Below are 23152 nucleotides of genomic sequence, written 5' to 3'. Positions count from 1 at the left end.
GGGTGGCAGGGTGCAGATTTGTCACCCTATTCTACAATTACTGAAAGGCGGTCAACGCATGGAGCTCTCCCTAATGAAAGGTCAGAAGGCCGATATAACCAAAAACAATCCTTCCTTTAAAAACCTGCTTGTTGGCATGGGATGGAGCAGCGCGGCGGGGGTAGACGTTGACTTCTCGGCGTTTTTATTGCGGGCAGGCGGAAAAGCAGCAGGGGATCAGGATTTGATTTTTTACGGAAACCCCAAGGATACAAGCGGTTCGATCGAGATGGCGGGTGACAATAAACGAAGCTTAGCCGGGAAAACCGATCAGGAACAAGTTATGATACGCATTAACGATGTGCCTCAAGCGATTGAACGTATTTCTTTTACGTTAACCATTTATGATGGGGAAGCAAAGAGACAAAGTTTTTCTAGTGTGAATGATGCTTATATCCGTGTCATTTACGAAGGAACAGGGCGCGAAATTTTGCGATATGAACTTGGAAAAAACTTCTCTATCGAAACTGCGATTGTCGTAGGAGATTTATATAGATATAATGGCGAGTGGAAATTCAATGCGATCGGTTCAGGTTATTCGGGCGGACTGGCAGCGCTTTGCAAGAGCTTTGGCATTGAGGTGAAGCCTGATGCGCCAGCCCCTAATCCGCCGCCAGCGTCGGTGAAGGCCCCAATCATTCCGCCAAAGCCTCCTGAACCCGTCATTACGGAGCCTAAGAGCGCTCCAATTAGCCTCAGCAAGATTTCATTAACCAAGCGCGGTGATGTAATCAACTTGCAGAAAGGCGCCGGTGCGCTAGGCGAGATCGTTGTGAATTTGAATTGGAATCAAAAGAAAGCCCCTAAGGGGTTTTTTGGACGATCAAGCGGCGGTGTCGATCTGGATGTAGGCTGCTTGTATGAGCTGAAGAACGGCATGAAGGGCTCTGTTCAAGCGTTAGGCAACAGCTTCGGCGACTTCTCGAGGCCGCCATACGTTTCGCTTGACGGCGACGATCGGACAGGCTCCATATCGACAGGTGAAAATCTGAGAATAAACGGCAATAAAGTGTCAGAGATTAAAAGAGTCGTCATCTATGCGTATATCTATGAAGGAGCCACAAACTGGGCGGAGGCAGCGGGCGTTGTCACCATCTCCCAATCCGGCGGACCGGATATAGAGGTACGGATGGACGAGCACAACAATCGCAAAGGCATGTGTGCCATCGCGATGATCGAGAACGTGAGCGATCAAACCTTCAGTATTCAGCGTCTCGTTCAGTATTTCTCAGGGCATCGAGAGCTCGACGAGGCTTATAACTGGGGGCTTAGATGGGTCCAAGGAAGCAAATAATGCAATATTCGGAGGTTGTAAAGAATGGTTGATTTTTTTCAAAGCGTAATAGCGAACTTTGGCAGCTTCTTTCAATGGGACAATTTATTGACGGTATTCACTAATCCTACAAACTGGGGGATTATTGCAACTTTGGTCCTTTTAGAAGGGCTGCTATCGGCAGATAACGCGCTGGTACTAGCGGTCATGGTTAAGCATTTACCAAAGGAGCAGCAGAAGAGGGCTTTGTTCTACGGGATTATCGGTGCTTATGTATTCCGTTTCGTGGCGATTGGGGTCGGTGTTTATCTCGTTCAGATTACGTGGATTAAAGTCGCGGGCGGATTATACTTATTATGGATTGCGTTAAGCAATTTGTTCCATCTCGAATTCAAGCTTGCCCGGGTTGGCGGCATTCCGCTTCTTCCGTATATCGGTAAGAAGGGGAACGAAAAAGAAGAAGAAGTGGTACAAAACAAAGGCTACGGCTTTTGGCGTACGGTGCTTGCCGTTGAGATCATGGACATTGCGTTCAGTATCGACAGCGTTCTAGCTGCATTTGGCGTGAGTGAAGAGGTTTGGGTTCTGTTCCTGGGCGGTATTCTCGGCGTTCTTATGATGCGCGGCGTGGCCCAAGTATTCCTCAGGCTTATCGATAAGTTCCCAGAGCTCGAGAAGGCTGCCTTCATTCTCATTATCTTGATTGCAGCGAAAATGATCGGCGGAGCATACGACTTGCATGTGCCTCATGCATTCTTCTTCGGTTTAATCATAGCTGTATTCGGCGGTACGCTAATCTTTAGCGCGGTACGAAATAAAAAAGGCTCAAAAGCCGTCTAACTAAGCAAATAATTAGATTATCGAAATATCCCTCAATGGAACGCGAGGGATATTTTTTCACTCTCAGCTTGTTTTACCAAACCTTTAGGAGGGATCGCTTTGAGGTATTTCAACTATCTTACCAATGAAGAAGAGCAGCATTTCTTTTACTCCCTTCCGATTCAGTTCAATAATAATGCTGATAAAGAAATAATTGCTCACGCGATTGGTGCGGCGCTTTATATGCCTGCCACCAAGGATAATATAGCAGATGATTTGGTAGCCGATAAACACGAAGGGCTCGTGTCTATGGTGATAGACCTTGAAGATGCAGTAGGCGACAATCAACTTGAATATGCTGAGGAGAATCTGAAAGCGACATTACTGACCATAGGAAGATATCTTTCGATAGGCTTATTGCATGTAAACGATATTCCTCTTATTTTCATCAGGATACGCTCCGTGGATCAGCTCAAACGGCTGCTGTCCTACTTTGGTGAGGAAATTCAATATGTGACGGGGATCGTATTCCCTAAATTCAACCTGGAAACCGGCGGGGAGTATTTAAGATTGCTCGCGGAGTTTAATCAAAGAAATGCAGCATCCAGTTCAACGCTATACGGCATGCCTATTTTGGAGAGCGCGGACGTTATATACCGGGAGAAGCGGATAGAAACGCTGCTTGGCATTTCGGAGCTGCTGAATGAGTATAAGGAATATGTGCTGAACGTACGAATCGGCGCCACTGATTTTTCCAGTCTCTTTGGGCTTCGAAGAAGTCCGGATCATACGATCTATGACATAGCGGTTATTCGTGATTGCATCGCTGATATCGTAAATGTATTTGGCAGAATGGATAATCATTATGTGATCTCGGGACCGGTATGGGAGTATTTCAAGAGCGATCGCGTGTTCAAGCCGCAGCTAAGGCAAACGCCTTTTGAGGAGAGCATGGGAAGGCACGGCCGTATTTTACGAATGGATTATATCAATAAATATGTGGACGGGCTTATTCGCGAAGTAGCAATGGATAAGGAAAACGGCATTATAGGTAAAACGATTATTCATCCGACACATATAAAACCGGTACAAGCCATGCTTGTCGTAACGCATGAGGAGTATATGGACGCCCTGCACATTATCGAAAATAGCCAAGGTGATCTAGGCGTCATGAAAAGCCGTTATTCGAACAAAATGAATGAGTTTAAGCCGCATATGACATGGGCCAAACGAATATTGATCAGATCGAACATATATGGGGTGCTAAATGAAAACCAAAACTTCACCTGCTTACTCGCAGAAGAACGGGAACCTGCAATCGTATAATATTATTGGGGATTTAGAGGTTACGATCAAGGTGACGAGCAACGCCTTCCATATTCCGCTGGAGCGGCTGTTCCAAATGGCGGCCCGTATCAACAAAAAACGAAGCTTCTTGTTCGTAAGCAAGGTGCTTGGCAAGCATATTCCGGTAAAGCCTCATGTTTCCTTGTTATCAGGAGCGGCACTCGGATTATTGTATCAGCAGTTTAAAGGCGGAGCGCTGCCGATTCGAATGGAGCAGCTGCTGCATGCATTCGAAGCGCCGGAGTCAGCGGGCGGCATTTATGAGAAGATGAAGCGAAACAAAATGAAGGTGAACGATAAGACGCTGTTCATTGGCTTTGCGGAAACCGCAACAGCGCTTGGACACAGCATGTTCGACATGTTTGACGGCAAAGCGGCCTTCTTGCATACGACTCGCGAGAGCATCGCGTATTGGACCTCTTGTATCGATTTTGAAGAAGAGCATTCCCATGCGACGACTCATCGGTGTTATGCCAATGATCCGGATATTTTTCAGCAAGCCGAAACGATCGTACTCGTGGATGATGAGATGACGACGGGTAAAACAGCGATCAACATCATTCATGACCTGCACGCAAGGTACGGTAAGAAGAATTATATTGTAGCAAGCCTGCTGGACTGGCGTTCCGATGAGGATATTCTGCGCTTCAGCGAGCTGGAGCAGGAGCTGGACGTTGCCGTGGATTGCCTTTCGCTGGTAGCTGGGCAGATTACGGTCTCGGGTACGCCTGTTGAAAGCACAGTTCATCAGAAAGAGAAGCGGGACCACGAACAGGAGCCGGCGATTAATTTCGTGTATTTGAATAATCAGTTTGCAGGCTTTTCTGCCTTGAACGGCGAGGCTTCTTATCTAAAGCATACGGGACGTTTCGGCTTATCGACGGCTGAGAGCGAGCTGCTGGACAAGGAAGTAGAAAAGGCTGCTGGGCTTCTGCGGGAGCGTAGAACGGGCGGCAGGACGCTTTGCATGGGAACGGGAGAGTTTATGTACATTCCAATGCGCGTAGCTGCTGAGCTTGGCACGGACACTTGGTATCAATCCAGTACACGCAGCCCCATTCATCCGGATTCCGATCAACATTACGCGGTTAGATCCGCTTACCCCTATGCTTCCCCTGAGCATGCTGATGTCATGAACTTTATGTATAATATTCCACGCGGAGATTATGAAGAAATATTTATATTCATGGAGCGGGAAGTAGCGGATGATCAAATGGCAGAGCTGAAGAAGGTTTTGCTGTCCCTCGGAATTCCGCAGGTGCATGTCGTTTATTTTAGCCGGAAAAAGCTTGCTGATCCTGCGCCCATAGGGAGCTATGAGCAAGGGGATGTTACCTTTCTCTTGAAGGATCTTAGCGACATTTCGTTAGAGCAGCGTACGGAGGATCGAGAAGCGGCCATGCAGACAGGCGGCCATTACTCGGAAAGCCTGCCGATTGAATATCAGCCAACCGCTGAATATCTGCAATTGTTCCAAGCTACGCTCAGCGACTCTGCGGAGCGAATCGCCAAAGCGGTGGGCACCGTATCGGAACGAATCATTCAGAAGCATGGATTTGATATCGTGCTTGCATCCTTGGCAAGAGGCGGAACCCCGATTGGCGTACTCATCAAGCGTTATATCAAGCAGGTATACGGCAAAGATATTTCGCATTACAGCCTTTCGATTATTAGAGGCAAAGGCATTGACGAGAACGCCTTGCTTTATATCAACCAGAACCATCCGAATCAGCATGTGCAATTTGTAGACGGCTGGACTGGCAAGGGCGCTATTACGAAGGTGCTGATTGCGGCGTGCGGCCTTATGAAACAAAAGCATGGAATCGAGCTGAGCGACGAGCTGGCTGTCCTTGCGGATCCTGGATACTGTGCGGGTACGTTTGGGACGAGAGAGGATTTTCTTATCCCAAGTGCATGTCTGAATGCGACCGTGTCAGGTCTGATCAGCCGGACCGTACTGCGCGGCGATTTGATCGGAGCAGAAGATTTTCACGGTGCGAAGTATTATAAGGAATGGGAAAAAGCAGATCAATCACGCGTATTCGTTGATACGATTTCTGCTTTTTTTAAGCAGACAGCATCCGATTCCAAGGCAGAAGCCCTTCAAATGGAAGGGAGTTCTGAACAAAATGAAATCACTTGGCGGGGGATGCAGGATATTATGCGTATCCAGAGTGCTTTTGGGATAAGCGATATCAATTTCATTAAGCCTGGCGTAGGCGAGACGACCCGTGTTCTCTTGCGGCGGGTGCCTTGGAAAATTCTTGTGGACCGATTGGATAACCCTAATCTCAAGCATATTTTGCTGCTTGCAAAGGATCGCGGCGTACCCGTGGAGGAGTATCCGGATATGTCCTATTCCTGCTGCGGCATTATTAAAGCCTTGAAGGGGGATTCGGAATGATTTTTGCGAGCGATTTAGACCAAACGTTAATCTATTCCGTAAGATCGAAGGGCGAGACAGCGATTGAAGATATGGTTCCGGTCGAGCTGTACGAGGGCAGGCATATTTCTTATATGACAAAGCCGGCCATTCAGAAGCTGCAGGAGCTGACTGGCCTTGTGCGTTTCGTTCCGGTAACGACGCGTATACCCGAGCAGTTCAACCGAATATTCGGCATTAAAGAGCAGTTCCGTCCTGAATATGTTATTGTGAGCAACGGCGGTACCGTGCTTGTAAACGGGCAAATCGACCAGGAATGGCATAACCTTGTACGCGAAGCTGTTAAGCAGCATTGTGCGGAAAGCTCAGCGATTGCGGACCTCTTTGCCAAAATCTCCTCCTCGCATTGGGTGAAATCAAATGATCTTTGCGATGAGCTGTTTTATTCCATCGTTGTGGAGAGAGAGAATCTGCCGCATGAATCATTGGAGGAGCTGAAGCAGCGGCTTGCCTCGCATGGCTGGAGCTACTCGCTTCAAGGCCGCAAAATATATTTGGTTCCCGAGAAGGTAAGCAAGGGCGCAGCGATTCAATATGTGAAGGAGAAGCTGGGGTCTTCCTTTGTGTATGCGGCAGGTGACAGCCTGCTCGATGAGAGCTTGCTTCTAGCGGCAGATTACGCGATCTCGCCCGTTCACGGTGAATTAGGCCGATTTTATTCGGAGCATCCACATATTCAATTTACGAAAGCCAAGGGGGCGCTTGCCTCTGAGGAGCTGCTTGATTCCATCCTAGAGCACGCACGCAGATCATGAACGCATCAGCAATATGATTCTTAATGACAGGGAAGAAGGTATTTAGATATGACACGCGTGTATATGAATCGTTGGTTTTCGGTAGCGTACCATTATATTAATATGATTCGGAACAACCCGGACGGGGAGTCCTTTGAGTTTTATGGCACCCATCCCGATATTAACCATATGTCCTTGCTGGCATCTGATCATATTGGAACGGAGCCGGCTGTATTTGGCCGGGAATACGTCGATTTTTGTGTGGATTTTTGCCGAAAAAACAAAATCGATATTTTCATTCCGCGTCTGCATATGGAAGAAATATCGAGGTATGCGCATCTGTTTGATGAGATCGGCACGAAAGTGATGGTTTGCCGTGATATTGAGCTGCTGGACGCAATGATTGAAAAGGATAAATTTTATGAAGCGCTGAGAGGGAAAGATCTGGTGACCATTCCCGACTACCGTGTGGTAAATACGGCCGAGCAGTTTAAACAAGCTTATGAAGAGCTTACGGCGGCTGGACATAAAGTGTGTTTCAAACCGACAAAGTCTGAAGGCGGCATGGGCTTTCGGATCATCGATAATGATCGTGATCCGCTTCAAGATCTTTATGGCTATGTGACGCTGTCGACGACATTCCAGCAGGCGTATGAGACGTTATCGTTGACGGACCACTTCGACACGTTGATGGTGATGGAACTGCTCGATGGAACGGAATACAGCATCGATTGCGTAGCGACGGCCGAGGGTGAGCTGCTAACGGCCATTCCGCGCCGCAAATCTACGGGAAGAACGTATCTGCTTGAAGAATCGGCCGAGCTGCTGGATATTGCGGAACGCATTGCGGCAAGCCTGCGCATACCGTACGCCTTCAATATTCAAGTGCGCTACAACAAAGGCGTGCCTAAGCTGCTTGAGATCAATCCGCGTATGTCCGGCGGTCTATACATTACATGTCTGTCTGGCGTAAACATGCCATATTTGGCGGTTCAAGCGCTGCAAGGCAAAACAGTTGAACGGCCAAAGCCGCAATTCGGCATACAAGCCGGCTATGTGGAGCAGCCGTTATTGATGCCGGCTAATCAGCTGTAAGCTAGCTTAACAGCCTCGGATCAAGTTTAGAGCTTGTTATCGACGTGGAAGGCTATCGCATCGTGGAGAAATACGGATAATTCTTCTCCGTAGGGCTTGATATTTTTCACGATTCGAGGGTCTTTCGCATACAGCTGGCAGAGCTCATTGAACGCTTCTAGCGAATAGCTGCCAGTTAGGTTCAGCAATACATACCAATCTTTCATTGCCGTTTGAGGTTTGGCCGATTCGGCAGACATGCTGCGCATGTCTGCCAACTTTCGGTAAAGAGTGCTCATTTCTCCTCCTATAGCTTTTTGCTCGTCTTCGGTCAATTTCTCTATGCTCGCCACATCAACCTCTCCTTTTTTTGCCTGATTGTTTTATCCAGCGTTTCCAACATGCTATCCAGTCTGCCGTGTCTCTCCTGAAGCATCTTGCGTTGAACCTCCAGTGCATCGTATTGGTAGAAATGAAGGATCTACAGTAGATAAACCAGTTCATGAAGGAATGGCTGGGTACATAAAGAGCGCTATGCATGTATAGAAAGTGTATAATAAATTGGCAGAAGTAAACAATAAAGTGGCTGATTAGTGTAGTTGACATAGCGAATAGATCACACAATTTCAGAATGCCTATGATTTTTGTTTGATGTGAAAGCTAGTATTAAAATACAAAAAGAAAAGAAGAGGAGAAACGATGGCAGAGGAAAATGTAATAATAGGAACAGGCTGGAATTTTGATAACAGTTATGCTCGTCTTCCGGAATCATTTTTCACTAAAATGACCCCTCCACCCGTTAGCTTACCAAAGCTGATCATTCTTAATGAACCATTGGCCATATCGTTGGGCTTGAATGTCCAAGCGCTGCAAAGCAAGGATGGGGCGGCGGAACTTGCTGGCAACCAAATACCTGAAGGCGCTTCGCCTCTTGCTCAAGCTTATGCAGGGCATCAATTCGGGCATTTTAATATGCTAGGGGACGGCCGGGCTTTGCTGCTTGGCGAACAAATTACTCCTCAAGGTGAGAGGGTAGATATTCAGCTTAAGGGTTCAGGCAGAACGCCATACTCCCGCGGGGGCGATGGCCGAGCGGCACTTGGGCCGATGCTGCGTGAATACATCATCAGCGAAGCCATGCATGCGCTTGGTATTGCAACGACACGAAGCCTTGCGGTGGTAACAACGGGTGAGTTAATCATCCGGGAAACCAAGCAACCAGGGGCAATATTGACCCGTGTGGCTGCAAGTCACCTGCGCGTCGGCACCTTTCAATACGTTTCAAAATGGGGATCAACCGAGGATCTCAGGGACTTGGCAGATTATACTTTGCAAAGACATTTTCCAGAGATTGAAGCTGATGAGAACCGCTATCTATCCCTGCTTAAGGAAGTCATCAAGCGTCAGGCCGTGCTAATTTCTAAATGGCAGCTTGTTGGCTTTATTCACGGGGTGATGAACACCGACAACATGGCCTTGAGCGGAGAAACCATTGATTATGGTCCTTGCGCCTTCTTGGATGCGTTTGTTCCAGCAACGGTATTTAGCTCGATTGATATTCATGGCCGCTATGCCTATGGCAATCAGCCGCATATAGCAGTGTGGAATCTCTCGAGATTCGCTGAAACCCTATTGCCGCTGCTGCATGACAACGAGGAAGAGGCTGTGGAATTAGCCGAGGATGCACTTTCAGATTTTAGCGAATTGTATCACCATCACTGGATCGCGGGAATGAGAGCGAAGCTGGGGATCTTTAATGAAGAGCTAGAGGATGAATCCCTTATCGTAAGCCTATTAGGCTTGATGCAGAACTCCCGCGCGGACTATACCAATACCTTCCGTGCTTTAACTTTTGATCAACCGGAGGATACGGACCTGTTCGGCAGCACGGAATTTGTGCAGTGGCAGGAGCTATGGCAGGCGAGACTTGGGAGGCAGCAGGAATCAAAGGATGCCTCGCATCAGTTGATGCGGAACAGCAATCCTGCGTTAATACCTCGTAACCACCGGGTAGAAGAGGCGCTAGAAGCCGCAGTAAATCAAGGAGACTACAGCGTGATGGAGCGGCTTCTTGATGTTCTAGCGAGCCCTTACGCGCACTCTCCCGAACAGGCTGAGTACTCCACACTGCCTGCGCAATCCAGTCTCCCTTACCGAACCTTTTGCGGTACCTGATATCGGAGCTTTAGATCAATCCATTCCTGTTCAAGAAAATATTCATATTGGATTATTACAAAAAAAGGGCATAGGAATTGGCCCTTTTTTTACGTTTTTTTGTAAAAGCCGATCTATAGCGCAATAAAATGCCTTCTTTTAAAGTGAAGGGCCTGTAAATGTATCGCTATTGCTGGTAATGGGGCGATGCGTGGCCAGGTTATTGTGCTAAAGGGCAGGATATTGGGGAATATTTGAAGAAGTATTGATGTAAAGCTTCCAAATTATATGATTTTGTAACTTTACATTTATAGATCAACTATTGAAGGGAGATTTCATTACGATGTACGAACAGAAAACAAAAGAAACCGACAACAGCGTCATTGAATTTATTGAAAATGTGGAGAATCTTAAGAAGCGCGAAGACGCATATAAGCTATTAGATATATTTACGGAAACGACAGGTTACCCAGCAAAAATGTGGGGACCCAGCATCATTGGTTTTGGCTCCTATCACTACCGGTATGACTCCGGTCACGAAGGAGTTGCACCGCTCGCTGGTTTCTCACCTAGAAAGGCAAAGGTAAGTCTTTATATCCTAACTGGCGACACGGAGCGGGATGCGCTGTTGCAGAATCTCGGAAAGCATACTGCAGGCAAAGCATGTGTCTATATCAATAAAGTAACTGACATTGATGTTGACGTTTTGAAAGCGATGATAAACCAATCTGTTAAGTTTATAAATGAGATGTATCCGGAGCATTGAATCGGTAGTGCAGCTTTGTTAACGGAAACGATAGTTGAAAAATGGCAGTATTGGGTGTTATGTTAGATAAAAGTTGCATGTCCACGTGATATGAATGGACGGTAAGGTGGATTCGTTTGAGCATAATCAAGGACTTCTTGCTGCAGTTATCATTAGTCATTGTGCCTGTTGGCATTTACCAAGCTTATTTGTTAGGCCATATTCGAATCGCAAAAAATAATAACCTATTTTTGGCCATACTTTGGGGGAGTTCAGTTCTACTATGTATGTCATTCCCAATAAGCTACGGAAACGGAATGCAGCATGACTTCAGAATCGTTCCCTTGCTGATCGGTACACTGTATTGCGGTCGACAAATAGGTTTATTTTTAGCCGTATTGATCATTCTATATCGTTTAAATTTAGGCGTGGATCCAGGCTTTTACAGCTCTCTGCTGAGTATCATTCTTGGATACTCTGTTATCTTTTATTTTCAGAAGAAATTCGTAAGCGTATCAAAAGACAAGCGAATTAAAATAGCAGTCATGCTATCGGCGTATTATTGCTTCGTGGGCGCCTCTTTAGTCTCGGTGCTGAGGGGAATTACAACAGAGAGCTTAACCATGATGTTTTTTCACTTCGGTTGTGCTGCTGGTCTGGCTTGGTTGTTAACCGCTTTAAATGAGAACATGGCAGAGATCCATATGATGCGTAAAGAACTTCAAAATGCTGAAAGATTACGACTGATTGGTAACTTAACAGGTGTATTTGCCCATGAAATCCGTAATCCGATGCAGGTAGCCCGGGGCTTTCTTCAGCTCCTTGATACGCCCGATCTGCCTGATAACAAGAAGCAGTATATTAAACTGTCTATTGAAGAATTGGATCAAGCGAACAATATCATTCACAATTTTTTGACCTTGGGAAAGCCGCCCTCGGATTGTAATGAAGACGTGGACGTTGGCAATCAACTAATACGAGCCGCGACTCTGATGCAAAACTATGCGTTAAGCAAAAATGTCTCTATTAAAACCAACATCGAGAGTAACTGTTTAGTTCACGGAAATGCCCAAAGAATGAACCAGTTCCTAATTAATATCATAAAAAACGCAATTGAATCTATGCCTGTTAGCGGGACGATCTGGGCCTCATGTATCGCAGTGGATGATTCGCATGTGGAAATCCGCGTGAAAGATGAGGGAATCGGGATGTCGAAAGAGGAAGTAGAAAGACTCGGTTCTCCCTATTATTCCTTGAAGGAGAGCGGCACTGGATTAGGTATGATGGTTTGCTTCCAGATTATCAAATCGTTCAAGGGAAAGATAAAAGTGCTCAGTGAACGAGAGGTTGGAACAGAGATCATAGCGAGGATTCCGAAGGCCTAGTGCTGCCTAACAGCTGGGAGAACTGTTCATTACCGCTCAACTAACGGACAGGCAACGATCAAATATGTAATGTTTTCTAATTTTCGAAATTCTTGTTTACCTTATAAGAGTTATTTGGTAATATAATCGCAATCAATAATCAAATGCGACGAAGAGAAGAGTAAATAAATGAATTCTTTCACAGAGAGCTCCGTTAGCTGAAAAGGAGTAAGAGTTCCTTATTGAAAAAAGACTCAGAGCAGCATATCGGAACCCAAGATAAAGGGGGATGGTGTGCCAGGAGCTCCTGTTACAGAGCTAGAGTATAAGCATTACTTGGTAATGCCGTACTCGAAGAGGCTAATATGGCGACATATTAGCGAATTTGGGGTGGTACCGCGAGTATACAAATCTCGTCCCTAAGACTGACTAAAGTCTTGGGGGTGGGATTTTTTTTATTGGTGCAAAGGAAATACAGTTTACATTCAACATAAAGTACACTAAATCGGATTTTTTGAATATTTTTTATTTAGGGAAGATTATGCGAAATTGAAAGGAATTGAATATCATATGACAAAAAAATTGAATGTGGGCATTGTAGGAGGAACGGGCATGGTGGGCCAGCGGTTTGTTCAACTGCTGGATCAGCATCCCTGGTTTTCGGTAACGGCCATTGCAGCTAGTGCCAGTTCGGCAGGAAAAACGTATGAAGAATCTGTACAAGGCAGATGGAAGTTGCAGGGCCCAATTCCCGAAGCAGTGAAAAACATCGTCGTTCTGGATGCTTCGAAAGTGGAGGAGGTTGCCAATCAGGTTGATTTTATTTTTTGTGCGGTTGATATGAAAAAGGCTGACATTCAAGCGTTGGAAGAGGCCTACGCAAAAACGGGCACGCCTGTTGTTTCCAATAATTCGGCTCACCGCTGGACTCCTGATATTCCAATGGTTATTCCAGAGATTAACCCAGGGCACTTGGCAGTGGTAGCTGCACAGAGAAAGCGGCTTGGAACCTCGACCGGATTTATTGCGGTTAAGCCCAACTGTTCGATTCAGAGCTATGTGCCAGCACTTCACGCATTGCTGGATTTCAAACCAACAAAAGTGGTGGCATCGACGTATCAGGCGATATCGGGGGCGGGCAAAAACTTTACCGATTGGCCTGAAATGTTAGACAATGTTATCCCCTATATTGGCGGCGAGGAAGAAAAAAGCGAGCAGGAGCCACTTCGCATTTGGGGTAGCATTGTAAATAATGAAATTGTTAAAGCAAGCGCACCATTAATTACAACGCAGTGTATTCGCGTTCCTGTATTGGATGGACATTTGGCCACCGTATTTGTAGAGTTCGAGAAAAAACCTTCGAAAGAAGAAATTCTTGATCGCTGGCTGAAATACAAAGGGCGCCCGCAGGAGCTTAATCTGCCAAGCGCGCCAAAACAGTTTATAACTTATTTTGAAGAAGAGAACAGACCGCAGACAAAGCTTGATCGTGACATTGAGCGCGGTATGGGTATTTCGGCGGGAAGATTGCGTGAGGACTCCATATACGATTATAAATTTGTAGGACTATCGCATAATACATTACGTGGAGCGGCAGGCGGTGCTGTTTTGATCGCTGAACTGCTTAAAGCGGAAGGGTACATTCAGGCAAAGTAGAAGCATTCACATCTACTTGAATAGTTAGACAAAACAGCAAGCATTCTGATCATTTCGGGAGCTTGCTGTTTTCAGTTAAATGGACTTAGGGCTGCCGATATTTCGGCAGTCTATTACGTTAATGGCCAGTTGAATAACGAAATTATAGCGAAAATAGTAGAGAGAAAGAAGCACAACTCCCGCATGTTCATAATATATTAAACTATGATAAAGTGTTGGGAGGTTATTATATTATGCCTAGTATTCTACTTCAAATCGCTTTTGCAATTATTTTCATATGGTCAATCATCATGTTGGTGCAAGATTTTAAGATAGCCCGCAAGGTTTGGATGAATGTTTTACTTCATGCTTCTGTGGCTGTTGTATCGCTTCATTTTTTTCTATCTTTCTACACTATGTGAAATAATAACCAATAGGAAAAGGCAGCTCATGCTAGAGCTGCCTTTTTCTAATGGTTATAGGGAGGTCTTTTCTTTAGGATTCGAGTAGATCGCACGTTCTCGTTGTCGTCAACAGTCGCTAATATCACATCACGGATATTGGCATAAGTAGGTGCTATCTTTTTTTCTAACCAGAAAAGGTCTTTTCCGAGTTCTTTAAGCAGCGGCATATCGACTTTACCTTCAAAGATAATAGGCCGCGTAAGCGTAAAGGGTTGAGTCTGAAGCTTCATATCTGCAGGAGTAAGCGGTTGGTATTGGGGGGTTACAAAAACGGATATAGTTCCTCCCGGTTCCCATACTGCAAGGGATACCTTTTGTACATCCTCCACTTTTTCCTTTCGAAGTTCAGAGAATAAAAAATCAATAGAGATTCTTGCAATAGTTAGGTTATGAAATTGAATCTGACCATTTTCAATGAGCTTAAGCGGCGGCGGATCAAGATATCGTTTGAATAACGGCCATCTCAAGCTCAACCACGTTGCTGATACATATAACAAAATTAAAGTAATGGTGGTGATCATAGAGCCCATTAATCCCAAATTCTCATCTGAAAGAGGATGGGCAATAATATTACCTAAGGTCATAGCAACAATGAAATCGAGGAGCCTTAATTGAGAAATGGAGCGTTGTCCCATCATTTTGACTACAAGCAGCAAAAAGACGAAGCTAACGATACTTCTTAAGATCCACTCGATACTAGATAATGATTCCTGACTCTCAAAAAAATCCAATTCCAGTCACATCCCCAAAATTCTTATAGCTGACAAGTTATATATATTTTAATTTGCACTATTTGGTAATTGTTATTCCCATGATGTAAATTTAATCAAATGATGCATAAAAGACGATAAATAATTGTAATGACTTAAATAATGAAGTATAATGCCTTATATGCTACTTTGGCTTTTAAAGCTTATCGCTATGAACGAGGAGGACATTACGCATGTTTCAAGAAGAGCGGATAAACGCGATTATGGAGCACTTGAATCAACATGAACGCATTGATATCAAAGATATTTGTCAACAATTCGAGGTATCCCGAGATACAGCGCGTCGGGATTTATTGAAGATGGAAGAGCTGGGCCTAATTCTTCGTACGCACGGAGGAGCCGTTTTACCGAAAAAAACAAAGGAAATCTTCGAGTATAAAGAGCGTTTGGTTAGAGAGTCCGGCGAGAAGCGTGAGATTGGGCATTTTGCGGCTTCGCTTGTGAAAAACGGAGACTTTATTATGATGGATGCATCAACTACCGTTCAATTCGCTGCGGAAAATTTAATGGCCGAAAATATCGTTGTCGTTACCAACTCGATAGATATTGCAGACGTGCTATCCAGAAAAAAAACGGTAAGAACAATTTTATTGGGCGGTGAACTGCACTCACAGCATCGTTTTCTATTTGGGAACGCAACGATTGATAAGTTGGCCGATTATCAGGTGGATAAATTATTTCTTGGCGCATGCGGGATTACGGCTAATGGCTTATCTTATCCGCATGAGGAAGACGGCGTTGTTAAGCGCGAAATGATTAAACGGGCAAATCAAGTCATTGTGTTGGCTGACCATACGAAGTTCGGTGATCAAATGTTTTACAAAATAGCGGGCTTAGAGGCGATTGATTTGTTGATTACGAATCAAAAACCGAATCGGGAAATGATGGATAAATTTGCAGAGAATCATGTGGAATTATTAGTCGTATCGGAGGAGGAAAACGATGATTAAACTGATTGTAAGTGATTTAGACGGTACTTTAATAGACCATACACGTCGAATTAATGATAGTAATCTCCTAGCCGTGAAAACAGCTATCGGCGATGGATTTGAGTTTTGCATCGCATCAGGTAGGATGAAGTCCGAAATCAATATCATCATGCAGGAATTTAATTCTTGTTATCATGCAATAGGGCAAAACGGAGCCACTATTCATAAGAAGGATCTTAAACTTTTGACCTCCTCCGAATTCAAAGCGGATGTGTCCTCTCGAATTCTTCAGACAACACGCCATTACGATCATTTTATAAACTTTATCCATTGTACGGATGACTCTTTCTATATAACGAAACGCACGGACGCATCGTATCCATATGAATCACGGATTTTGACGTCTTGTGCCGTACGCGGCGATTTGGAAGAAGCAATAAAAGAAGATAAAATAAGCTGCAGTAAAATATCCTACTTTGGCGAGATTGATCAATTGATTCAATTGAAGACAGAATTAGATAGCCTATTTGAAGGTGAAATAGAAACGTTTATATCCGACAAAGATTGCCTTGATGTGATGCCGTTAAGTGTCTCGAAGGGGGTCGGGTTAACGCTTTTGATCAAAGAGCTGGGTCTATCGCCAAATGAAGTGGCTTGCATAGGCGATTCCTTCAATGATCTATCCATGTTTGCCATAACGGAGCATAGCTTTGCCATGAGCGGCAGCCATGTCGACGTAAGAAACCAAGCGAATAATGTCATTCATTCTGTAGCAGAAGCAATTAATCAGATCATTTCATATAATCGTTCTTTTGTTAGCCGATAGGTAATGAAAGGAGCTGATTGAATGAAAAGGATGGTTTGGTTAGGCTGCGCGGCTTATTTTCTGATCGGACTTGCAACGGTTGCTTTGGGCGCATTGTTACCGGAGATGCTGCATCACTACAGTCGGAATTATAGCAGCGGGGGACAACTGGTTTTTGCCCAGTTCGTGGGTTTCTTTATTGGGGTTGTCGCGGCACCGAGAGCGTCCCTGCGTATAGGGTATCAGCGAACGATCATAATAGGGGTGCTCAGCTTAGTTATCGTGCACGCCGCATTATTATTCCACCCGCATTGGTACTTGGTTATGCTGCTTGTAGCTTTAAACGGGTTTGGATTTGGAATAACTCAAACGGCTATTGGGGCCTTCTTATTGGAGTTTGCTAAAAATGGCGCCGTAACGATGAGCAAGCTGGAGGTAGCATTTGGAGTCGGGGCGTTGTTGATGCCGCTTATGTCCAGTTTCCTAATTGCGCAGCATTCGTGGAATCGGTCCTTTGCTGTTGTCATCGTAGTCGCCATCATTAACTTGGCTCTCTGGAGCAAGAAAATAGAGAATAATAATAATGCCAGTGATGCGTCGTATCAAAGCCCGGCAATTAATGCTGAAGCCTCACCTAAAATGGGCAAACAGCAATTTCGTCTAACTAAGCTTGTTTTCTTTATAGGTTTCGTATTTCTGTATGTCGGGATTGAAACAAGTATTATTAATTTCCTGCCATCGATATTTGTAAAACATTTTAGTTTGAATACTTCAGACGCGACACTCTCGGTTACATTTTTTTGGATAGCTATGGTCACTGGACGAGTTTTTTCAGGGATGATTGCCGAGAAAGTCAACTATAACCGGTTTCTGATCGGCAGTACCTTAGGTGCAATTATTTTTCTCATTTGTACTGCTCTAGTTAAGAACGCTATGGTCGCTTTCATATTCGTGTTACTGATCGGGCTTTTTTTATCAGGCATCTTCGCAATCGTACTCGTATTCGCTAATCGCGTGTTCACCGGAAATACGAAACAAACGACAAGCATTCTTATCGCATCGGGCGGAGTTGGCGGAGCGGTACTGCCCTTGCTGGTCGGCTGGAGCATGGATCACTTTCAAGCCGGAAAAACAATCTGGATTCTCGTCTTATTTGCTTTACTCATGTTTATCTGCTTAATCAAAGTGGATAAAAAAGGGAATATATAGGAATTATTATTGGGGATACGAAGGGATGAACTCGTCATTTAATCGACGGGTCCATCCCTATTTTGCGTGCGATTCCCATGGGTTGCGAAGATTAGACAACTCTCATTATTTTTTAATAAAAAGGTGCAATCTCCTATTAATGCTAGGTTTTTGTTCTCATAGGAATTATTTAGGTAACATAATTCCTGCTATATTAGTTATTAATCAAACGAATGGGAGGCAACAAATAAATGCAGCTAGAATTACTGAAAAAGAAGATTGTTATTGTCGGGATGAGTGCGATTATCGGGTTTAGTGCTTTAGGGATAGCACCAGCACCTTTTACATCTAAAGTTGAAGCAGCCATTACCTATGAGACTAAAGTCGAGATCGGGGTAAATCTCAGATCCCAGCCGAGCACCAGTGGAAAGGTGATCCGTCTCATCTCCAAAGGCGAGAGCATTAACGTCATCTCCAAGGTCAACAGCTATTGGCTGAAGGTAAGCACCAAAGATAATAAAACCGGTTACATATCGGCCAATTCCAAATATACAAACTACAATGGTAGCAGCAGCAGCAGCGGCAGCAGTCAAACAGCTTCGAGCTCAAAGGCCGATAGGGTTATCAGCCTTGCACAGAGCTACAAAGGCCGTGTGAGCTACGACTTCGGCACGAGAAACCCAAGCCGTCTTATCTTTGACTGCTCGTCCTTTACGGAATTCATCTTCGCGAAGGTTGGGGTAGATTTAAAGTGGGGAACACAAGCTCAGAAAAGCCAAGGGTCTGCTGTAAGCAAGAGCAACCTTCGCAAAGGCGATCTGGTCTTCTTTGATACGATTGGCAGCAACAACCGGGTTATTAATCATGTTGGCATTTATATGGGCAGCGGGAAATTTATTCATAATACGCCGTCTGTCGATGGGATTGCCATTAACAGCTTAAGCTCCGGCTGGTGGTCAAGCCATTACGTCAGCGCGCGTAGAGTTTTGTAATTGATAGATAATAGTAGATAATAGAATAAGAAGACTTAGAACTCCGTCCATTAGTGGGCGGAGTTTTTGATCGTTTTGCAGTTGCTGCAGCACTAGACATCCATTCTCCAAAACTTCAATAATAGAAAATTAGTAAATTAGATGTTATTCTGTTGAAAACGAATGGATGTGCACAATTGCGACGTCATTTATATCGCGCTATCTTTTTTATTCTTTTTAACATTCTATTTTTTATACCCATTATCGTAAGCTCTGTATCGATTGCTACACATATCAAAGCATCTTTATCATTAAGTGAGCTTTTGGGTTTTACCAAAAAAGAATATGATTTTATGGGTAAGTATAATCTTTACGAATTAGATATCATAGACGTATATGTATCTGGGAAAGGATATCCAGATGGATTTCATAAGGAACAAGAGAGAGCTATGTTAAGAGATTATCAATATCCGAAACCATTATATTTTTATCTATCGATATTAACGATATTAATTTTTTTAGTTGTATACATTGTTTATCTAAAGAATTCAAAGGCAAAAATATTGAAATGGTTACCATTAGGAGCTACCGTATTAACAAGCGTGTTCTTTGTAGTTAATTATTCAGAAAATTACATGGTGATATTAGAGACATTTGAATACTACGTTTATAGGGTTCTCGAAGAAGCCAGAGGTTTCGCATAACTTAAGAAAGGATGGAATTGAATGATGGACAATGTCAATAAAATAACACAAAAAAGCGATCTTCCCAAGATAAGTGAGCCTGCTACACGTGCTCTCACGAATGCAGGGTATTCTAGACTAGAACAATTTAAAAAAGTTACTGAAGCGGAAATTTTGAAGTTACATTGTGTGGGACCAAAAGCAGTGAGGATACTGAATGAAGTTCTTAAAGAGAAAGGGTTGTCTTTTGCCAAGAAATCATAAAATTACATGGATTGAATAGTGAAAGGCGCTATCTTTAGTACAAGCTCATGTGGAAATTGTTTGAACAAAAAGAAGCCCAACAGCCTTAAAAGGTTGTTGGGCTTTGATGATATTAAATAGCATTAATTATTTCCCATCAAGCTTCTGCCGAATGGCTTCTTCGATTGCATCCATCGGATCCGTTCCTGGCTCCGGAATGTAAACGTCAGACGTATCGTTAGATCCGGAGGAAGGGCTGATATAAATACATAGAGGGTTCATGAAGAAGATTTACTGCTTGTCTTGGAGCTTAGCTGATGAATTTGCTCTTCTAGGACATCGCTTGCTTTGCCTAAAAACTCTGTAATGAGCTTAAGCTCTTCGTCCGTGTAGGAGGCTGCTAGTTTCACCATTGAAGCATGCAGCGGCATATACGTATTGCTCACCTCTTCTTTATGTTCATACAGAGGGACAATAATCACTTTGCGACGGTCATTTGGATCATTTTGCCTGCGGACAAAGCCGTTTTTTTCAAGACGGTCGATTAAGGAAGTTACGCTGCCTGTAGCGAGCCCAGTTAGTTTTGACAGCTCACCGGCGGTGATAGGGCCTTTTTCGCGCAGGATATCTACGGATAAAAAATCATTATTGTATAACCCAAGTGAAGCAGCCACATTTTGCTGGTACAGTACCGTTCGGTTTCCTAAGCTTCGCATGCGTAAGGTGAAATTTTCTTGCAGTTCAGTTGGTTGATCTTGTCTGTCGCTTGACAAAGGATAACCCTCCTTCTAAAATGTAATATATCTTGATTATCGAGATATTAGATTAACGAGATACTAGATTGGCGTATGATTAATCAAATTAATTTTATCGAACTCATAACTAAAATGCAAAGGCATAGAGCAAGAGGAGGATATTTTGTGAAAGAAGCCATTGTTATAAAGGGTGCGCGGGAGAATAATCTAAAGAATGTTTCACTTTCGATTCCTAAGTACAAGCTGGTTGTTCTGACAGGTCCGTCGGGTTCGGGCAAATCAACGATTGCCATGGATACACTTCAACGGGAATGCCAGAGACAGTATATGGAATCCATGGGTTTGACATCGGATTCGATTAGCAAGCCGAAGGTTGAGTCTATCGAAGGACTGTCCCCGTCCATCAGCGTCGGACAGCATGTTACTAACCGGAACCCGCGCTCGACGGTCGGGACTGTGACAGACATATACACGTACGTCCGTTTTATCTTTTCTAGACTGGGGGAGCGCATATGCCCATGCTGCAGCGGCAGCATCCCGCCATCCTTTGAGCCGGCAGGACTGCTGGCAGAGGAAGACGAGGATATGAACCACCGGTCGATGAGCTGTCCGCATTGCAATACGGAGCTGGAGAAACTGGGAATGTCGCACTTTTCCTTCAATAAGCCGGAGGGAGCATGCGCTGCTTGCGGTGGGCTTGGCCATGTGGCAAGCATTAATGAAGCGGCTGTTTTCAATCAGGAGCTCAGCTTGCGCGGAGGTGGAGTTGCCTCTCTGAACGGCGTCCACCGCGATATTCAGACCCGTATTTTAGCTGCGGCAGGAAAGCATTATGGATTTGAGCTTGACCCTGACCAGCCTTTGAAAGATTACGGTGAAATTCAGCGTGATTTGCTGTACTACGGAGTTGAGAGTGAGGCATTCAAGCGCCATTATCCGAATGTGAAGCCGGCCCAGGGCACTAAATTTGAAGGTGTTATTCCTGGATTATGGCGGCGTTACAAGGAGAAAGAGGGAGAATCGGGCGCACAGGAAAAAGACGGAGGATTTTTTCATGAACAGCTCTGCCACGAATGCCACGGAGCTCGCTTAAAGAAAGAAATTCGACTTGTTCGGGTAGCTGATGCATCCATCACTGATGTTTCGGACTGGTCGCTCGGCGATGTATATGAGTGGACAAGAGGATTGGAAGCGGTGATTCCGTTAGAAGGGCTTCATCTTCTTGAGCCAATTCTCCATGATATGCCGAAACGGTTAAAGCGGATTATGGATGTCGGCCTCGGCTATCTTTCCATGAACCGGCAGACGGTAACATTGTCCGGCGGAGAAGCACAACGGCTGCGGCTTGCTTCGCTGCTTGGTTCAGGGCTGACAGGCGTGCTGTATATTCTGGATGAACCGACGACGGGTCTTCACCCTCGGGATACGCTTGGCCTTATCCGTGTGCTTCAGGAGCTGCGAGATCTGGGCAATACAGTCCTAGTTATCGAGCACGATGTCGAGATGATGCGTGCTGCCGATCATATTATCGATATCGGCCCGGGAGCTGGATTATACGGCGGGACCGTTGTGGGTGAAGGCAGCCTGGAGGATTTGATGGCAAGCGAGCTTTCTGTAACAGGAGCCTATTTGAGAGGTGAAAGGCTCCCGGCTCCCACTCGCATCCGCAGGAAAGGGAACGGACAGCATATTACGATTTGGGAAGCTCAGGCTCGCAATATTAGTATCCCTGAGGTTTCCTTACCGCTTGGATGCCTAGTGTCCGTGACTGGGGTTTCGGGGTCGGGCAAATCCACGCTTGTATTCGATATCCTTGCGCAAGGGGCTCCGAATGATGTGAAGCAAACGGGATGCAAGGAAATGACGGGCTTGGAGCAAGTGGGCAATATCGTTATCTTTGATCAAACGCCAATGGGGAGAATGCAGCGCTCGAATGTCGCTACCTATACCGATGTATTTACGCACCTGCGCCAGTTGTTCGCTGGATTGCCAGAGGCAAAAGAAAGAAAACTGACCTCGAAGCATTTTTCATTTAATACGCCAGGAGGACGCTGTGAGACATGCCAAGGTCTAGGCGTGCTGTCCGTGGATATGAATTTCCTGCCCGATTTAGAGGTGAAGTGCCACGACTGTAAGGGCAGAAGGTTTACCGAAGAGGTGCTGCTGGTTCAGTATGAAGGCTTCTCCATCTCGGACTTGCTGAATATGTCGGTGCAGGAAAGCTTGCCGATCCTGAAGTCGAAGTCCAAGATTGCAGGTCTAATCGCGATGCTGTGCGAGGTTGGGCTTGGCTACTTGAAATGGGGCCAATCGGTCAAAACCTTATCCGGCGGCGAGGGACAGCGGATCAGGCTGGCGAAAGAGCTGAGCAAGCCTTCCAAGAACCATACGCTTTATCTGCTCGATGAGCCGACAACCGGCCTTCATCCATCAGACATTAAACAGCTTCAAGTATTGCTTAATAAGCTGGTCGATACGGGAAACACCGTTATCGTTGTTGAGCACAGCTTGGAACTGATTCGCGAATCGGATTGGGTGATCGATATCGGTCCTGAAGGCGGCGTCGCCGGTGGCAGACTAGTAGCCGAAGGCACGCCGGAGCAGGTAGCTGAAGTGTCGGCTTCTTATACGGGCATGTTCCTGAAACGGGTTTTGGACGAAGGTCTTTGATGATAGAGGAACGTATGAGAATTTTATTGCTTTTTAAGCGGAGGGAA

21 protein-coding genes, 1 pseudogene and 1 other annotated feature are annotated in these 23152 nt (G+C 45.1%); of the genes and pseudogenes, 18 read left to right on the top strand and 4 right to left on the bottom strand.

What is annotated here, in order from left to right; all coding sequences use genetic code 11:
- The first annotated feature begins 58 nt into the window (after positions 1–58).
- The 7 genes and pseudogenes from RCO25_RS19315 (at position 59) to RCO25_RS19285 (ending at position 7750) form a co-directional block, all read left to right on the top strand.
- A complete protein-coding gene (locus RCO25_RS19315; protein WP_308997768.1) occupies positions 59–1333 on the top strand; it encodes a TerD family protein in 1275 nt (424 codons plus the stop codon).
- 24 nt (positions 1334–1357) lie between these two features.
- The gene (locus RCO25_RS19310; protein WP_308997767.1) at positions 1358–2152 is read left to right on the top strand and encodes a TerC family protein; all 795 of its coding nucleotides are present in this window, start codon (positions 1358–1360) and stop codon (positions 2150–2152) included.
- 99 nt (positions 2153–2251) lie between these two features.
- Positions 2252–3457: an HpcH/HpaI aldolase/citrate lyase family protein gene (locus tag RCO25_RS19305; protein WP_308997766.1), complete on the top strand. Its 1206-nt coding sequence runs from the start codon at positions 2252–2254 to the stop codon at positions 3455–3457.
- Positions 3399–4700 (top strand): annotated as a pseudogene (locus RCO25_RS19300) (phosphoribosyltransferase family protein); the annotation flags it as partial. The gene RCO25_RS19305 and the pseudogene RCO25_RS19300, both read left to right, overlap by 59 nt.
- A 27-nt stretch (positions 4701–4727) precedes the next feature.
- Positions 4728–5882: a cysteine protease StiP family protein gene (locus tag RCO25_RS19295; RefSeq protein WP_374992134.1), complete on the top strand. Its 1155-nt coding sequence runs from the start codon at positions 4728–4730 to the stop codon at positions 5880–5882.
- Entirely contained in the window at positions 5879–6676 is a 798-nt protein-coding gene (locus tag RCO25_RS19290) for an HAD family hydrolase (RefSeq protein ID WP_308997765.1), read from the top strand. Before RCO25_RS19295 ends, RCO25_RS19290 begins: the two co-directional genes overlap by 4 nt.
- A gap of 48 nt (positions 6677–6724) precedes the next feature.
- Positions 6725–7750 carry an ATP-grasp domain-containing protein gene (locus RCO25_RS19285; RefSeq protein WP_308997764.1) on the top strand — a complete coding sequence of 342 codons (1026 nt, stop codon included), beginning with the start codon at positions 6725–6727 and terminating at the stop codon, positions 7748–7750.
- Positions 7751–7776: 26 nt separating this feature from the next.
- Here the strand turns inward: RCO25_RS19285 and RCO25_RS19280 are convergent, their stop codons facing one another.
- Complete coding sequence (locus tag RCO25_RS19280) at positions 7777–8082, bottom strand: TipAS antibiotic-recognition domain-containing protein (RefSeq protein ID WP_308997763.1); 306 nt, start codon at positions 8080–8082, stop codon at positions 7777–7779.
- 346 nt (positions 8083–8428) lie between these two features.
- On the opposite strand from RCO25_RS19280, the gene RCO25_RS19275 reads away from it, so the two are divergent.
- The 4 genes from RCO25_RS19275 (at position 8429) to asd (ending at position 13648) form a co-directional block, all read left to right on the top strand.
- Positions 8429–9904, top strand: a complete 1476-nt coding sequence (locus RCO25_RS19275; protein ID WP_308997762.1) for a protein adenylyltransferase SelO — start codon at positions 8429–8431, stop codon at positions 9902–9904.
- A 322-nt stretch (positions 9905–10226) separates the two neighbouring features.
- Positions 10227–10649: a DUF1801 domain-containing protein gene (locus tag RCO25_RS19270; protein WP_308997761.1), complete on the top strand. Its 423-nt coding sequence runs from the start codon at positions 10227–10229 to the stop codon at positions 10647–10649.
- Positions 10650–10765: 116 nt separating this feature from the next.
- A complete protein-coding gene (locus RCO25_RS19265) occupies positions 10766–12013 on the top strand; it encodes an ATP-binding protein (RefSeq protein WP_308997760.1) in 1248 nt (415 codons plus the stop codon).
- A gap of 139 nt (positions 12014–12152) precedes the next feature.
- Positions 12153–12416: a binding site (T-box leader), on the top strand.
- A 146-nt stretch (positions 12417–12562) separates the two neighbouring features.
- Positions 12563–13648 carry an aspartate-semialdehyde dehydrogenase gene (gene asd, locus RCO25_RS19260; protein ID WP_308997759.1) on the top strand — a complete coding sequence of 362 codons (1086 nt, stop codon included), beginning with the start codon at positions 12563–12565 and terminating at the stop codon, positions 13646–13648.
- Between the two features lie 448 nt (positions 13649–14096).
- Here asd and RCO25_RS19255 read toward each other — a convergent pair whose 3' ends face one another.
- Positions 14097–14822, bottom strand: coding sequence for a DUF421 domain-containing protein (locus RCO25_RS19255; protein WP_308997758.1), 726 nt, complete (start codon positions 14820–14822; stop codon positions 14097–14099).
- A 212-nt stretch (positions 14823–15034) separates the two neighbouring features.
- Here RCO25_RS19255 and RCO25_RS19250 point away from each other — a divergent pair, with 212 nt between their 5' ends.
- From RCO25_RS19250 to RCO25_RS19225, 6 genes are all read left to right on the top strand, one after another.
- Positions 15035–15811, top strand: coding sequence for a DeoR/GlpR family DNA-binding transcription regulator (locus tag RCO25_RS19250; RefSeq protein ID WP_308997757.1), 777 nt, complete (start codon positions 15035–15037; stop codon positions 15809–15811).
- Positions 15804–16616 carry an HAD family hydrolase gene (locus tag RCO25_RS19245; RefSeq protein ID WP_308997756.1) on the top strand — a complete coding sequence of 271 codons (813 nt, stop codon included), beginning with the start codon at positions 15804–15806 and terminating at the stop codon, positions 16614–16616. The genes RCO25_RS19250 and RCO25_RS19245 overlap by 8 nt, the downstream gene beginning before the upstream one ends.
- A 21-nt stretch (positions 16617–16637) precedes the next feature.
- On the top strand, positions 16638–17804 hold the full coding sequence (locus tag RCO25_RS19240; protein ID WP_308997755.1) for an MFS transporter: 1167 nt from the start codon (positions 16638–16640) through the stop codon (positions 17802–17804).
- A 230-nt stretch (positions 17805–18034) separates the two neighbouring features.
- Entirely contained in the window at positions 18035–18775 is a 741-nt protein-coding gene (locus RCO25_RS19235; RefSeq protein WP_308997754.1) for a C40 family peptidase, read from the top strand.
- Positions 18776–18927: 152 nt separating this feature from the next.
- On the top strand, positions 18928–19458 hold the full coding sequence (locus tag RCO25_RS19230; protein WP_308997753.1) for a hypothetical protein: 531 nt from the start codon (positions 18928–18930) through the stop codon (positions 19456–19458).
- Between the two features lie 21 nt (positions 19459–19479).
- Positions 19480–19701: a helix-hairpin-helix domain-containing protein gene (locus RCO25_RS19225; RefSeq protein ID WP_308997752.1), complete on the top strand. Its 222-nt coding sequence runs from the start codon at positions 19480–19482 to the stop codon at positions 19699–19701.
- 126 nt (positions 19702–19827) lie between these two features.
- Here the strand turns inward: RCO25_RS19225 and RCO25_RS19220 are convergent, their stop codons facing one another.
- Positions 19828–19962, bottom strand: a complete 135-nt coding sequence (locus RCO25_RS19220) for a hypothetical protein (RefSeq protein WP_308997751.1) — start codon at positions 19960–19962, stop codon at positions 19828–19830.
- Positions 19959–20396 carry a MarR family transcriptional regulator gene (locus tag RCO25_RS19215; protein ID WP_308997804.1) on the bottom strand — a complete coding sequence of 146 codons (438 nt, stop codon included), beginning with the start codon at positions 20394–20396 and terminating at the stop codon, positions 19959–19961. The genes RCO25_RS19220 and RCO25_RS19215 overlap by 4 nt, the downstream gene beginning before the upstream one ends.
- Positions 20397–20600: 204 nt before the next feature.
- On the opposite strand from RCO25_RS19215, the gene uvrA reads away from it, so the two are divergent.
- Complete coding sequence (uvrA, locus tag RCO25_RS19210; RefSeq protein ID WP_308997750.1) at positions 20601–23105, top strand: excinuclease ABC subunit UvrA; 2505 nt, start codon at positions 20601–20603, stop codon at positions 23103–23105.
- The last annotated feature ends 47 nt before the right edge of the window (positions 23106–23152 follow it).

Source organism: Paenibacillus sp. LHD-38, assembly GCF_031157315.1.
Taxonomy (GTDB): Bacteria; Bacillota; Bacilli; order Paenibacillales; family Paenibacillaceae; genus Pristimantibacillus.
Note: the sequence above shows the minus strand (reverse complement) of the source record. Positions and strands in the feature narration are given on the sequence as shown.

Coding starts and splice junctions, on each gene's coding strand:
- RCO25_RS19225 (WP_308997752.1), top strand. CDS start 19,480: ATGATGGACAATGTCAATAAAATAACACAAAAAAGCGATCTTCCCAAG.
- RCO25_RS19235 (WP_308997754.1), top strand. CDS start 18,035: ATGCAGCTAGAATTACTGAAAAAGAAGATTGTTATTGTCGGGATGAGT.
- RCO25_RS19245 (WP_308997756.1), top strand. CDS start 15,804: ATGATTAAACTGATTGTAAGTGATTTAGACGGTACTTTAATAGACCAT.
- RCO25_RS19215 (WP_308997804.1), bottom strand. CDS start 20,396: ATGCGAAGCTTAGGAAACCGAACGGTACTGTACCAGCAAAATGTGGCT.
- RCO25_RS19285 (WP_308997764.1), top strand. CDS start 6,725: ATGACACGCGTGTATATGAATCGTTGGTTTTCGGTAGCGTACCATTAT.
- RCO25_RS19220 (WP_308997751.1), bottom strand. CDS start 19,962: ATGAACCCTCTATGTATTTATATCAGCCCTTCCTCCGGATCTAACGAT.
- RCO25_RS19275 (WP_308997762.1), top strand. CDS start 8,429: ATGGCAGAGGAAAATGTAATAATAGGAACAGGCTGGAATTTTGATAAC.
- RCO25_RS19315 (WP_308997768.1), top strand. CDS start 59: ATGGAGCTCTCCCTAATGAAAGGTCAGAAGGCCGATATAACCAAAAAC.
- RCO25_RS19240 (WP_308997755.1), top strand. CDS start 16,638: ATGAAAAGGATGGTTTGGTTAGGCTGCGCGGCTTATTTTCTGATCGGA.
- RCO25_RS19270 (WP_308997761.1), top strand. CDS start 10,227: ATGTACGAACAGAAAACAAAAGAAACCGACAACAGCGTCATTGAATTT.
- asd (WP_308997759.1), top strand. CDS start 12,563: ATGACAAAAAAATTGAATGTGGGCATTGTAGGAGGAACGGGCATGGTG.
- RCO25_RS19310 (WP_308997767.1), top strand. CDS start 1,358: ATGGTTGATTTTTTTCAAAGCGTAATAGCGAACTTTGGCAGCTTCTTT.
- RCO25_RS19250 (WP_308997757.1), top strand. CDS start 15,035: ATGTTTCAAGAAGAGCGGATAAACGCGATTATGGAGCACTTGAATCAA.
- RCO25_RS19290 (WP_308997765.1), top strand. CDS start 5,879: ATGATTTTTGCGAGCGATTTAGACCAAACGTTAATCTATTCCGTAAGA.